This window comes from Enterobacter cloacae complex sp. P42RS (assembly GCF_014930595.1).
Lineage (GTDB): Bacteria > Pseudomonadota > Gammaproteobacteria > Enterobacterales > Enterobacteriaceae > Enterobacter > Enterobacter bugandensis.
This window is the reverse complement of sequence record NZ_JADBRK010000005.1, coordinates 1-11565: the sequence shown is the minus strand read 5'-3', so window position 1 is coordinate 11565 and position 11565 is coordinate 1. Positions and strand designations below refer to the sequence as shown.

The following is an 11565-nucleotide window of genomic DNA, read 5'->3' as shown; positions in this document are numbered from 1 at the left end:
TGCCCGGGGTTCGTTCTGAGAGGTTCAGAACAACATGATTACATCATGCCGCCCATTCCACCCATGCCGCCCATACCAGCAGCACCTAAGTCAGGCGCGTCGCCTTTTGGCAGGTCGGTTACCATGCACTCGGTAGTGATCATCAGGCCAGCTACAGATGCCGCGTACTGCAGAGCAGAACGGGTCACTTTAGTTGGGTCCAGGATACCGAAGTCGATCATGTTGCCGTATTCTTCAGTTGCCGCGTTGTAACCGTAGTTACCTTCACCCGCTTTCACGTTGTTCGCAACCACAGACGGCTCTTCACCGGCGTTGGAAACGATCTGACGCAGAGGAGCTTCCATTGCGCGCAGCGCAACTTTGATACCCACGTTCTGGTCTTCGTTCTGAGCGGTCAGGCCAGCCAGCTTAGCGGCTACACGCACCAGCGCGACACCACCACCAGCAACTACGCCTTCTTCTACCGCGGCACGGGTCGCGTGCAGGGCATCGTCAACGCGTGCTTTCTTCTCTTTCATTTCAACTTCGGTCGCCGCACCAACTTTGATTACCGCAACGCCGCCAGCCAGTTTCGCTACGCGCTCCTGCAGTTTTTCACGGTCGTAATCGGAAGTGGCTTCTTCGATCTGCTTACGGATCTGACCAACACGGCCCTGAATAGCGGCTTCTTCACCCACACCGTCGATGATGGTGGTGGTGTCTTTGTTGATCACAACGCGTTTCGCCTGGCCCAGGTCTTCCAGGGTCGCTTTTTCCAGCTCCATACCGATCTCTTCGGAGATCACGGTACCACCGGTCAGGGTAGCGATATCCTGCAGCATTGCTTTACGGCGATCGCCGAAGCCAGGTGCTTTAACCGCAGCCACTTTCACGATGCCGCGCATGGTGTTAACCACCAGGGTCGCCAGCGCTTCGCCTTCAACATCTTCAGCGATGATAACCAGCGGCTTGCCTGCTTTCGCAACGGCTTCCAGCACTGGCAGCATTTCGCGGATGTTGGAGATTTTCTTGTCAGCCAGCAGGATGAACGGGCTTTCCAGCTCAACAGCGCCAGTTTCTGGCTTGTTGATGAAGTATGGGGACAGGTAACCGCGGTCGAACTGCATACCTTCAACCACGTCCAGTTCGTCTTCCAGACCGGTACCGTCTTCAACGGTGATCACGCCTTCTTTACCGACTTTATCCATCGCTTCAGCGATCAGTTTACCTACGGTTTCGTCGGAGTTAGCGGAGATAGTACCAACCTGAGCAATGGCTTTAGAGTCAGAGCACGGTACGGACAGCGCTTTCAGTTCTTCAACAGCGGATGCGACAGCTTTGTCGATACCACGTTTCAGATCCATTGGGTTCATGCCCGCAGCAACGGCTTTCAGGCCTTCAGTGATGATAGCCTGCGCCAGTACGGTCGCGGTGGTGGTACCGTCGCCTGCAGCGTCGTTCGCTTTAGAGGCAACTTCTTTCACCATCTGCGCGCCCATGTTTTCGAACTTGTCTTCCAGCTCGATTTCACGTGCAACGGAAACACCATCTTTGGTGATGGTTGGCGCGCCGAAGGATTTATCCAGCACTACGTTACGGCCTTTCGGGCCCAGGGTCACTTTAACTGCATCTGCCAGTACGTTTACGCCGCGGAGCATTTTTACACGAGCGTCGTTACCGAATTTTACGTCTTTAGCTGCCATGTTCTTATTTCCTCAAATTCTCGTGCGTAAATTACGCTTCAACAATTGCCAGAATGTCGCTCTCGGACATGATCAACACTTCTTCATTGTCGATCTTCTCGGATTTCACGCCGTAGCCATCGTTGAAAATTACGATGTCACCAACTTTAACGTCCAGCGGCTGCACAGTTCCGTTTTCCAGGATGCGGCCCTTACCGACAGCGATGATTTCGCCACGCGTTGATTTGGCTGCTGCAGAACCGGTCAGAACGATGCCGCCAGCAGACTTGGTTTCAACTTCTTTACGTTTGACGATCACACGATCATGTAACGGACGAATACTCATTGATAGCTCTCCTTTGAGAAAGTCATTATCAGTTATGGATGACGCCGGCCCGCATGCGGTTTTCCGACTAGTGCCCTGAGAGATGGGGATAGCTTTTTACCCCTTCAAGGGGGAATCGAAAAAAAATTTGCGAAAGTGTTACCATCCACTCTCTTTTGATGGTGGCAGGGCAAGGTAAATGAGTGGACTCAGGCAGGAGCTGGGGCTGGCGCAGGGCGTTGGCCTTCTTTCAACCTCCTTGTTAGGTACCGGCGTGTTTGCCGTACCGGCACTGGCGGCGCTGGTCGCCGGAAATAACAGTCTTTGGGCATGGCCGGTGCTGATCCTGCTGGTGTTCCCGGTGGCGATTGTGTTTGCCATACTCGGGCGGCACTTCCCCAGCGCGGGCGGCGTGGCGCATTTTGTCGGCATGGCGTTTGGTCCGCGCATGGAGCGCGTAACCGGCTGGCTGTTTTTGTCGGTAATACCCGTTGGCCTTCCGGCAGCCCTGCATATCGCCACCGGCTTTGGACAGGCGCTGTTTGGCTGGCACGATGAGCAACTGCTGCTGGCTGAACTGGGTACGCTGGCGATCGTCTGGTGGGTGGGCTCGCGCGGGGCCAGTTCAAGCGCGAATCTGCAAACGCTGGTTGCAGCGTTGATCGTCGTGCTGATCGTCGCCATCTGGTTTGCGGGTAACATTACCGTTGCGGATACCCCCTTCCCTGCGATAAACGATATCGACCATTCACAGCTTTTCGCTGCGTTATCCGTCATGTTCTGGTGTTTTGTTGGCCTTGAAGCGTTCGCTCACCTGGCATCCGAGTTTAAACAGCCCGAGCGTGATTTTCCCCGCGCTCTGATGATTGGTTTACTGCTGGCGGGCACCGTATATTGGGCCTGTACCGTGCTGGTGCTGCACTTCAACGCGTTCGGCGAAGATAAAGCCGCCGCCGCATCGCTACCGGGTATCGTGGTTAAACTTTTCGGCGTGAAGGCGCTATGGGTGGCCTGTGTGATTGGCTATCTCGCCTGCTTTGCCAGCCTCAACATTTATATCCAGAGCTTCGCCCGTCTGGTGTGGTCACAGGCGCGCTACAAACCTGAGAGCCGCCTCGCGCGGTTGTCTAAACGTCAACTCCCAATGAATGCGCTGAATGCCGTGCTGGGCTGCTGCGTCCTGAGCTCGCTGGGTATTTATCTTCTCGTCATCAACCTTGATGCTCTAATTATCTACGCCAACGGTATTTTCATCATGATCTACCTGCTGTGCATGCTGGCGGGCTGTCGTCTGCTGAAAGGTCGCTATAAAGCCCTGGCGGTCGTCGGGGGCGTGCTGTGCCTGCTGTTGCTGGCGATGGTGGGATGGAAGAGTGTGTATGCCATCGTCATGCTGGCGGGGCTGTGGGCGTTTTTACCGAAGCGGAAAAATCCCTAGGCCCGGTAAGCGAAGCCACCGGGCAAAAAAATTATCGATCGTCTTTATGATCTAAACGGTCGCGCTGTTCATCCTTGCGCTGATACTCCCCTTCGAAGGTATCGCCTGGCCCTGTGCTGAACCCGCCGCCCGGCATGCGGCTGAAGCGCAGGTGCGGCAGCAGCTTCATGGTCAGGTGCTTCTGCACCGGCGGCAACAGCAACAGCAGGCCGAGGAAGTCGGTGAAGAACCCCGGCAGGATCAGCAGCAGGCCAGCAATAATCAGCGACACGCTTTTGATCATCTCTTCTGCCGGGCTTTCGCCTGCGGCCATCTTCTGCTGCATTATCAGGAAATTTTTGAAACCCTGATTACGCACCAGCGACATGCCGATGACGGAGGTGAAGATCACCAGAATCAGCGTCAACAGGACGCCCAGCACGTGAGCTACCTGAATGAAAATAGAAATCTCAATGTAAACATAGAGAAAGAAAGCTATAAACGGTATCCAGCGCACTGGCATCTCCTGTGTGGCAGGGGCCATCTGGCCCCTGTCTGAATGTGTTCGCGTCACGCGTCTGTAAGAGATGGAGACGGTTAGCCAAAATTCAATCGGTTTGCACGGATATTTTTTTCGGAAATATTAAAGCGGTGACACATTTCACAGATTAATAATTATCATGGAATCGGGTCGATAATAAGTGATCCAGCTTACGGCAATTCGCTATCATCAGCATATGATCTCGAACATCTGGCCGATTGAGGGAATAATCGTCGGTCAGAAAATATTCAAAACCACATATATGTTGTGTGTTTAGTACAATCCATCGGCAGCTTGAAAAGAAGGTTCACATGTTAAACAACATTCGTATCGAAGAAGACTTGTTGGGTACCAGGGAAGTTCCAGCGGATGCCTACTATGGTGTTCACACTCTGAGAGCGATTGAAAACTTCTACATCAGCAACAGCAAAATCAGCGATATCCCTGAGTTTGTCCGTGGCATGGTGATGGTGAAGAAAGCCGCAGCGCTGGCGAACAAAGAGCTGCAAACCATTCCTAAAAGCGCGGCAAATGCGATTATCGCTGCCTGCGATGAAGTGCTGAACAACGGCAAATGCATGGACCAGTTCCCGGTTGACGTCTATCAGGGCGGCGCGGGTACCTCCGTCAACATGAATACCAACGAAGTACTGGCAAACATCGGCCTTGAGCTGATGGGCCACCAGAAAGGTGAATACCAGTACCTCAACCCCAACGACCACGTTAACAAATGCCAGTCTACCAACGACGCCTACCCAACCGGCTTCCGTATCGCGGTGTATGCCTCCGTGGTCAAACTGGTCGACGCGATCAACCAGTTGGGCGATGGCTTCCAGCGTAAGGCCGTTGAGTTCCAGGACATTCTGAAAATGGGCCGTACCCAGCTGCAGGACGCGGTGCCAATGACCCTCGGTCAGGAATTCCACGCGTTTAACGTGCTGCTGAACGAAGAGACCAAAAACCTGCTGCGCACCTCCGAGCTGCTGCTGGAAGTGAACCTGGGTGCAACCGCCATCGGTACGCGTCTGAACACCCCGGATGGCTATCAGCAGCTGGCGGTTCAGAAGCTGGCGGAAGTGTCTAACCTGCCGGTGGTGCCTGCGGAAGACCTGATTGAAGCCACATCCGACTGCGGCGCGTACGTAATGGTACACAGCGCCCTGAAACGTCTGGCGGTGAAACTGTCCAAAATCTGTAATGACCTGCGCCTGCTCTCCTCCGGCCCGCGCGCTGGCCTGAACGAAATCAACCTGCCAGAGTTGCAGGCGGGTTCTTCAATTATGCCAGCCAAAGTTAACCCGGTAGTGCCAGAAGTGGTGAACCAGGTTTGCTTCAAGGTGATTGGTAACGACACCACCGTGACCATGGCTTCCGAAGCCGGTCAGCTGCAGCTGAACGTGATGGAGCCGGTGATTGGCCAGGCGATGTTTGAATCCATTCACATCCTGACTAACGCCTGCTACAACCTGCTGGAAAAATGCATTAACGGCATCACCGCGAATAAAGAAGTCTGTGAAGGCTATGTTTATAACTCCATCGGGATCGTTACTTACCTCAACCCGTTCATCGGCCACCACAACGGTGACATCGTTGGTAAGATTTGCGCCGAAACCGGTAAGAGCGTGCGTGAAGTCGTGCTGGAGCGTGGACTGTTGACCGAAGCCGAGCTGGACGATATCTTCTCGGCCCAGAACCTGATGCATCCGGCATATAAAGCGAAACGATATACCGATGAAAGCGAACAGTAACAGTTCAGGCTAGGCTTCCGAAAGGCACGTCACTTGTGACGTGCCTTTTTTCTTTTTAGGCGTTACCTAAATACAACAATTCAATATCAACTTGTTAATAAGCAAGGCAGGTCTTTATGTTTGGAGCAGAACTCGTCATCGTCCTGTTGGCGATTTATTTGGGCGCGCGGCTCGGGGGTATCGGCATTGGTTTTGCCGGCGGTCTCGGAGTGCTCGTACTTACCCTTATCTTTCAGATTAAACCCGGCGCAATCCCTTTTGACGTTATCGAAATCATCATGGCGGTTATTGCCGCTATTGCGGCCATGCAGGTGGCAGGCGGTATGGACTACCTGGTGAGCCTGGCGGAGCGCATGCTGCGCCGCCATCCGAAATACATCACCTTCCTTGCCCCGCTGGTGACCTGGTTTATGACCATTCTCGCGGGAACCGGCCACACGGCGTTCTCCACGCTGCCGGTGATCACCGAGGTGGCAAAAGAACAGGGGATTCGCCCGTCTCGTCCGCTTTCTATTGCCGTGGTGGCGTCGCAGATTGCGATCACCGCGTCGCCAATCTCAGCCGCCGTAGTCTTCTTCGCGGGTATCCTTGAGCCGATGGGCGTGAGCTACCTGACGCTGCTGGCGATCTGTATTCCAGTCACGCTGATTGCGGTGATGATTACCGCCGTGCTGTGTAACTTCCTCGGTGCCGAGCTGAAAGACGATCCGGTTTACCAGGAGCGTCTGGCAAAAGGTGAAGTGAGCCTGCGCGGTAGCCAGGTCTTCGAGCTGAAGCCGCACGCGAAACGCTCCGTGCTGCTGTTCCTGATCGGTATCGTCGCCGTGATGTTCTACGCGACCGCCATCAGCGACACCGTGGGGCTGATCCAGAACCCGGTGCTGCCGCGTAACGAAGCGATTGTGGTATTCATGCTGACCATCGCCACGCTGATTAGCATCACCTGTAAAATCGACACCAGCGAAGTGCTGAACGCCAGCACCTTCAAATCCGGTATGAGCGCCTGCGTGTGCGTACTGGGCGTGGCGTGGCTCGGTGACACCTTCGTGAAAGCACACATCAGCGACATCCAGACCGTTGCCGGCGACCTGCTGCACAACTACCCGTGGCTGCTGGCGGTGGTACTGTTCTTTGCCGCGACGCTGCTTTACTCTCAGGCTGCCACCACCAAAGCGCTGATGCCTGCGGCACTGATGCTGGGCGTGACGCCGCTGACGGCGATTGCCTCTTTTGCGGCCGTTTCCGCCCTGTTCGTGCTACCAACCTACCCAACCCTGCTGGCCGCGGTTGAGATGGATGACACCGGCTCAACCCGCATCGGTAAGTACGTGTTTAACCACGCGTTCCTGATCCCGGGCGTGGTGGCGATTACGCTTTGCGTCGTCCTCGGCTTTATCATCGGTGGCATTGTGCTGTAAACGGTTAGCCGTTGTAAAAATAGTTAAAATCGGGCCGCTCTGCGGCCCGTTTCATTAATGACCAATCGCATGGCGTGATATAGTGAAGACTTTCGTGATGAGGAGGTCGACTTGTGAACACGCCTGATGCTGTTGTCGTACTGTGTACCGCCCCTGATGAAGCCTCTGCCCAGGATCTCGCCGCCAAAGCGCTGGCCGAAAAACTGGCAGCCTGCGTCACGCTGCTCCCCGGCGCGACCTCCCTCTATTACTGGGAAGGCAAGCTGGAGCAGGAGTATGAAGTCCAGATGTTGCTCAAAACCAATCTGGCGAATCAGCAGGCGCTCCTTGACTGCCTCAAGTCTCATCATCCTTATCAAACCCCGGAGCTGCTGGTGCTGCCAGTGGTCCACGGCGATAACGACTATCTCTCATGGCTCAACGCTTCTTTACGCTGATCCTGCTGCTGTGCAGCACGTCAGTATTTGCCGGGTTGTTTGACGCGCCCGGCCGTTCGAACTTTATTCCCGCCGACCAGGCGTTCATTTTCGACTTTCAGCAAAACCAGCACGATCTCAATCTGACCTGGCAGGTGAAAGAGGGTTACTACCTCTACCGCAAGCAGGTCAGCATCATGCCGGCAAAGGCTAACGTTGGCGCATTGCAGATGCCCGCTGGCGAATGGCATGAGGACGAGTTCTACGGTAAAAGTGAAATTTATCGCCAGCGCTTAAGCGTGCCCGTCACGGTGAATCAGGCGGATAAAGATGCCACGCTGACGGTTACGTATCAGGGCTGTGCCGACGCGGGCTTCTGCTACCCTCCTGAAACGAAGATCGTTCCGCTTACTGAAGTTAAAGCGGCTGCCTCCCCTCTCCCCTCAGGCGAGAGGGACAGGGTGAGGGATGAAGGCGAAGCCAAAGCTGCTTCCGATCTGCCGTTCTCAGCACTTTGGGCCTTACTGATTGGTATCGGCATTGCCTTTACCCCTTGTGTCCTGCCGATGTACCCGCTTATCTCCGGGATTGTACTGGGCGGCAAACAGCGTCTTTCTACCGCCCGGGCGCTGCTCCTGGCCTTTATTTATGTGCAGGGCATGGCGCTCACCTATACCGCCCTCGGCCTCGTGGTCGCCGCGGCCGGACTGCAGTTCCAGGCAGCGCTTCAGCACCCTTACGTGCTAATCGGCCTGTCAGCCGTATTTATTCTGCTGGCGCTGTCGATGTTTGGCCTGTTCACGCTTCAGCTGCCCTCTTCGCTGCAAACCCGCTTAACGCTAATGAGCAATCGCCAGCAGGGTGGCTCTGCGGGCGGCGTGTTCGCAATGGGCGCCATCGCCGGGTTGATTTGTTCCCCCTGCACTACAGCACCGCTGAGCGCTATTCTGCTGTACATTGCCCAGAGCGGTAATATGTGGCTCGGCGGGGGTACGCTGTATCTTTACGCGCTGGGGATGGGCCTGCCGCTGATTCTGGTGACGGTGTTTGGCAACCGCCTGCTGCCGAAGAGCGGCCCGTGGATGGGGACGGTGAAAACCGCGTTCGGCTTTGTCATCCTGGCGCTCCCGGTGTTCCTGCTGGAGCGCATCATGGGTGACGCGTGGGGTTTGCGCCTGTGGGCCATGCTCGGCGTGGCGTTCTTCTCCTGGGCGTTTATCGTCAGCCTGGGGGCAAAAAAAGCGTGGATGCGTCTGGTGCAAATTCTCCTGCTCGCCGCCGCGTTGGTGAGCGTGCGCCCGCTTCAGGATTGGGCGTTCGGCTCGCCTGTGGGCCAGACGCAGGCACATTTAAACTTTATACACGTTAAGAACGTCGATGAGCTCAACAGCGCGCTGGCGCAGGCAAAAGGCAAACCGGTGATGCTCGACCTCTATGCCGACTGGTGTGTTGCCTGCAAAGAGTTTGAAAAATACACCTTTAGCGATCCTCTGGTGCAAAATGCCCTGAAAGAGACGGTACTCCTTCAGGCAAACGTCACAGCCAACAATGCGCAGGATAAGGCCCTGCTTAAACACCTTACCGTACTCGGGCTACCAACCATTCTGTTCTTCAATGAGCAGGGGGAAGAGCTGCCAGAACAGCGTGTAACCGGGTTTATGGACGCACCGGCATTCAGCGCGCATTTGCGCAATCGCCAACCGTAAACAACACTTTAGACGGGACATACCGTTGGGAATAGCGGAGGAGATAACCGTGCAACGCGAAGACGTACTGGGACAAGCCCTGCAACTACTTGAGATTCAAGGGATCGCCAGCACCACGCTTGAGATGGTAGCCGACCGTATCGATTACCCTCTGGATGAGCTTAAGCGCTTCTGGCCCGATAAAGAGGCGCTGCTTTATGATGCCCTACGCTATCTTAGCCAGCAGGTGGATATCTGGCGCAGGCAGCTAATGTTGAATGAAGAGCTGACCGCCGAGCAAAAACTGTTAGCGCGCTACACCGCCCTGACAGAGTGCGTCAGCAACAATCGTTATCCAGGCTGCCTGTTTATTGCTGCCTGTACGTTTTATCCCGATCCTGGCCATCCAATACACCAGCTGGCGGATCAGCAAAAACGTGCGGCGCATGACTTCACCCACGAACTGCTGACAACGCTTGAAGTGGATGACCCGGCAATGGTCGCTAAGCAGATGGAGCTCGTACTGGAGGGTTGCCTGAGCCGCATGCTGGTGAACCGTAGCCAGGCCGATGTGGATACGGCGCACCGCCTGGCGGAAGACATTCTGCGCTTTGCCCAGTGTCGTATGGGCGGGGCGTTAACCTAGACCAGCATGCCCGCCCAGGCGGAGACGAGCAAACATAGCGCCATCAGGCGCTGAAACCGCACCATCGCCACGGTGGTGCGAAACACTCGGTTTACCGCCTTCCCCAGCCACGCCCAGCACATCAGGCACATCACAGAAATCAGTAAGAACCATAGCGCCATCAGCGCAATATCTCTTAACGGATGAATGCTCGCGGGAGCAAAAAGACTCACTACTGCCAGCGCCATCATCCACGTTTTCGGATTCACCATCTGCATCAGCGCTGCGGCTTGCGCGGTAAAGCGATGAGGCGCCTTCTCAGAGAGATTCGCCGCAGGCGCCCGATACAGTTGCCAGCTCATCCAGGTTAGCCACAGCACGCCCGCCCAACTCATTGCCTGGCGTATCAGAGGAAACTGACGCAGCACCTCCCCGGCGCCGGCACCCGATATCAGCACAATCAGACTCGCCGTAATACATCCCCCCAAAATGGCGGGAATGGTATTTTTCACACCAAAGTACTGGCTGTTAGTGAGAACGAGGATATTCGTCGGGCCGGGCGTTATCGACGCGACAAAGGCAAACAGCAGATAAGGCATCAGACTCACAGATGGCTCCTTTTTTGTTAGAGCCATTACTGTGCCGCTATTATCTGGAAGCGTCTGGAAGGTTTGTGCACAACCGGCGGTAGTGGGCAGGGGAAATGCGGTATGCACGCTGGAACCAGCGTCCCAGATGGCTTTGGTCGGCAAAACCGAGCGCTGTAGCCACATTAACAGGCTGTTCGCCGTGCGCCAGCAGCTGTCGCGCCTTTGCCAGACGCAGCTGAATAAGCCAGGCGTGCGGTGCCAGGTTGAACTCGCGCTTAAAACAGCGCGTCAGCGTAAAACGATCCGTGCCCGTCTCGCGCGCAAGGTCTGACAACCCCACGTTCTCGCCGATATGCGCATAAAGATAGTCGCGTGCGCGGTGCGCCACGGCAGCGCTCTGTAGCTGCGATGGGAGTTTCTTACGCCAGTGGCAATGGGAGGTGATCTGAGAGAGCAGCTTATCCATTGTGCTCTGCTGAACAATTTTCATCTCATCGCAATGCAATGCGTTAAACGTCTCGCCGATAGAACGGACCAGCTGAGGTTCTCGCGTTAGCGTTTGAGCAAAGTGAAGCGAGTAGCGATCCGGCGTGGCTTCATATAATCCACGGAGGGTACGCGTCAGCCACTGCTCGTCAAGATAGAAGGTGAGATAGGTAAAGCCTCCTTCCACAGGCGCGTCGCCGTCGTGAATTTCACCCGGCTCCAGTAAGAACGCATCACCAGGATGGCTGCGGTGGCGTTCGCGACGACAGTGGAACTGCTGGGTGCCTGAAAGGGTAATCCCGACCAGATAACTATCGTGCCAGTGGGGATCGAAGGCATGGCCTTCGAAGTGCGCTTTAATCGTTTCAATGCCGGTATCCGCATGCTGACGGAGCTCAAGCCAGTCGTTTGCCATACTGCCCTCCTGTTGTCATCAGCATTGCCGCACGGCCTGGTATTGTCTGGAAGATTTGTGCATTTTCACGGTGAAAACGTACAGATTGCCGCAAACTTAAGCAGTTGAACAGCTTTTCCTGAAATAATGTTGACGATAAGGCGCGATTGCGGTTTAATGCGCTCCGTTGCCCGGATAGCTCAGTCGGTAGAGCAGGGGATTGAAAATCCCCGTGTCCTTGGTTCGATTCCGAGTCCGG

11 protein-coding genes are annotated in these 11565 nt (G+C 55.3%); 6 read left to right on the top strand and 5 right to left on the bottom strand.

Annotated features, from left to right (window positions below):
• Positions 1-38: 38 nt before the first annotated feature.
• Together groL and IM314_RS07870 are read right to left on the bottom strand one after the other, a co-directional pair.
• Positions 39-1682 (bottom strand): chaperonin GroEL, encoded by a 1644-nt coding sequence (gene groL / locus IM314_RS07875; protein WP_023310114.1) that lies wholly within the window; start codon positions 1680-1682, stop codon positions 39-41.
• Between the two features lie 31 nt (positions 1683-1713).
• Positions 1714-2007, bottom strand: a complete 294-nt coding sequence (locus tag IM314_RS07870; protein WP_003855929.1) for a co-chaperone GroES — start codon at positions 2005-2007, stop codon at positions 1714-1716.
• 178 nt (positions 2008-2185) lie between these two features.
• Between IM314_RS07870 and yjeH the strand changes: the two genes are divergently transcribed.
• Entirely contained in the window at positions 2186-3424 is a 1239-nt protein-coding gene (gene yjeH / locus IM314_RS07865; RefSeq protein WP_047364121.1) for an L-methionine/branched-chain amino acid transporter, read from the top strand.
• 31 nt (positions 3425-3455) lie between these two features.
• Here yjeH and IM314_RS07860 read toward each other — a convergent pair whose 3' ends face one another.
• Entirely contained in the window at positions 3456-3920 is a 465-nt protein-coding gene (locus IM314_RS07860; RefSeq protein WP_028015228.1) for an FxsA family protein, read from the bottom strand.
• Between the two features lie 335 nt (positions 3921-4255).
• Here IM314_RS07860 and aspA point away from each other — a divergent pair, with 335 nt between their 5' ends.
• From aspA to IM314_RS07835, 5 genes are all read left to right on the top strand, one after another.
• On the top strand, positions 4256-5692 hold the full coding sequence (aspA, locus tag IM314_RS07855) for an aspartate ammonia-lyase (protein ID WP_003855923.1): 1437 nt from the start codon (positions 4256-4258) through the stop codon (positions 5690-5692).
• Positions 5693-5808: 116 nt separating this feature from the next.
• A complete protein-coding gene (locus IM314_RS07850; RefSeq protein ID WP_008502949.1) occupies positions 5809-7110 on the top strand; it encodes an anaerobic C4-dicarboxylate transporter in 1302 nt (433 codons plus the stop codon).
• 113 nt (positions 7111-7223) lie between these two features.
• Entirely contained in the window at positions 7224-7547 is a 324-nt protein-coding gene (gene cutA / locus IM314_RS07845; protein ID WP_028015227.1) for a divalent cation tolerance protein CutA, read from the top strand.
• Complete coding sequence (locus IM314_RS07840; RefSeq protein ID WP_193358634.1) at positions 7523-9232, top strand: protein-disulfide reductase DsbD; 1710 nt, start codon at positions 7523-7525, stop codon at positions 9230-9232. Before cutA ends, IM314_RS07840 begins: the two co-directional genes overlap by 25 nt.
• A gap of 49 nt (positions 9233-9281) precedes the next feature.
• Positions 9282-9857, top strand: coding sequence for a transcriptional regulator (locus tag IM314_RS07835; RefSeq protein ID WP_028015225.1), 576 nt, complete (start codon positions 9282-9284; stop codon positions 9855-9857).
• Here the strand turns inward: IM314_RS07835 and IM314_RS07830 are convergent.
• Together IM314_RS07830 and IM314_RS07825 are read right to left on the bottom strand one after the other, a co-directional pair.
• Positions 9854-10444 (bottom strand): LysE family translocator, encoded by a 591-nt coding sequence (locus tag IM314_RS07830; protein WP_193358635.1) that lies wholly within the window; start codon positions 10442-10444, stop codon positions 9854-9856. The genes IM314_RS07835 and IM314_RS07830 overlap by 4 nt on opposite strands.
• A 40-nt stretch (positions 10445-10484) precedes the next feature.
• Positions 10485-11327: an AraC family transcriptional regulator gene (locus tag IM314_RS07825; protein WP_193358636.1), complete on the bottom strand. Its 843-nt coding sequence runs from the start codon at positions 11325-11327 to the stop codon at positions 10485-10487.
• Positions 11328-11565: the final 238 nt, after the last annotated feature.

Bases quoted from the DNA above. Each gene is read 5' to 3' on its own strand.
- IM314_RS07825 (WP_193358636.1), bottom strand. From the start codon at position 11,327: ATGGCAAACGACTGGCTTGAGCTCCGTCAGCATGCGGATACCGGCATT.
- aspA (WP_003855923.1), top strand. From the start codon at position 4,256: ATGTTAAACAACATTCGTATCGAAGAAGACTTGTTGGGTACCAGGGAA.
- IM314_RS07870 (WP_003855929.1), bottom strand. From the start codon at position 2,007: ATGAGTATTCGTCCGTTACATGATCGTGTGATCGTCAAACGTAAAGAA.
- IM314_RS07850 (WP_008502949.1), top strand. From the start codon at position 5,809: ATGTTTGGAGCAGAACTCGTCATCGTCCTGTTGGCGATTTATTTGGGC.
- groL (WP_023310114.1), bottom strand. From the start codon at position 1,682: ATGGCAGCTAAAGACGTAAAATTCGGTAACGACGCTCGTGTAAAAATG.
- IM314_RS07840 (WP_193358634.1), top strand. From the start codon at position 7,523: ATGGCTCAACGCTTCTTTACGCTGATCCTGCTGCTGTGCAGCACGTCA.
- yjeH (WP_047364121.1), top strand. From the start codon at position 2,186: ATGAGTGGACTCAGGCAGGAGCTGGGGCTGGCGCAGGGCGTTGGCCTT.